Genomic DNA, 971 nt, shown 5'->3' with positions numbered 1-971 from the left:
GTCGTTAATAGCGGCTTCGTTTGACGTTACCTACAGAAGAAGCACCGGCTAACTCCGTGCCAGCAGCCGCGGTAATACGGAGGGTGCGAGCGTTAATCGGAATTACTGGGCGTAAAGCGCATGCAGGTGGTTCATTAAGTCAGATGTGAAAGCCCGGGGCTCAACCTCGGAACCGCATTTGAAACTGGTGAACTAGAGTGCTGTAGAGGGGGGTAGAATTTCAGGTGTAGCGGTGAAATGCGTAGAGATCTGAAGGAATACCAGTGGCGAAGGCGGCCCCCTGGACAGACACTGACACTCAGATGCGAAAGCGTGGGGAGCAAACAGGATTAGATACCCTGGTAGTCCACGCCGTAAACGATGTCTACTTGGAGGTTGTGGCCTTGAGCCGTGGCTTTCGGAGCTAACGCGTTAAGTAGACCGCCTGGGGAGTACGGTCGCAAGATTAAAACTCAAATGAATTGACGGGGGCCCGCACAAGCGGTGGAGCATGTGGTTTAATTCGATGCAACGCGAAGAACCTTACCTACTCTTGACATCCAGAGAATTCGCTAGAGATAGCTTAGTGCCTTCGGGAGCTCTGAGACAGGTGCTGCATGGCTGTCGTCAGCTCGTGTTGTGAAATGTTGGGTTAAGTCCCGCAACGAGCGCAACCCTTATCCTTGTTTGCCAGCACGTAATGGTGGGAACTCCAGGGAGACTGCCGGTGATAAACCGGAGGAAGGTGGGGACGACGTCAAGTCATCATGGCCCTTACGAGTAGGGCTACACACGTGCTACAATGGCGCATACAGAGGGCTGCAAACTAGCGATAGTAAGCGAATCCCAAAAAGTGCGTCGTAGTCCGGATCGGAGTCTGCAACTCGACTCCGTGAAGTCGGAATCGCTAGTAATCGTAGATCAGAATGCTACGGTGAATACGTTCCCGGGCCTTGTACACACCGCCCGTCACACCATGGGAGTGGGCTGCA

1 rRNA gene is annotated in these 971 nt (G+C 53.6%); it reads left to right on the top strand.

Annotated elements, in window-relative coordinates:
- A 16S ribosomal RNA gene (locus tag PVK70_RS18735) occupies positions 1 to 971 on the top strand; the annotation flags it as partial.

It is taken from the genome of Aliivibrio sp. A6 (assembly GCF_028765505.1).
Lineage (GTDB): Bacteria > Pseudomonadota > Gammaproteobacteria > Enterobacterales > Vibrionaceae > Aliivibrio > Aliivibrio finisterrensis_A.
Note: the sequence above shows the minus strand (reverse complement) of the source record. Positions and strands in the feature narration are given on the sequence as shown.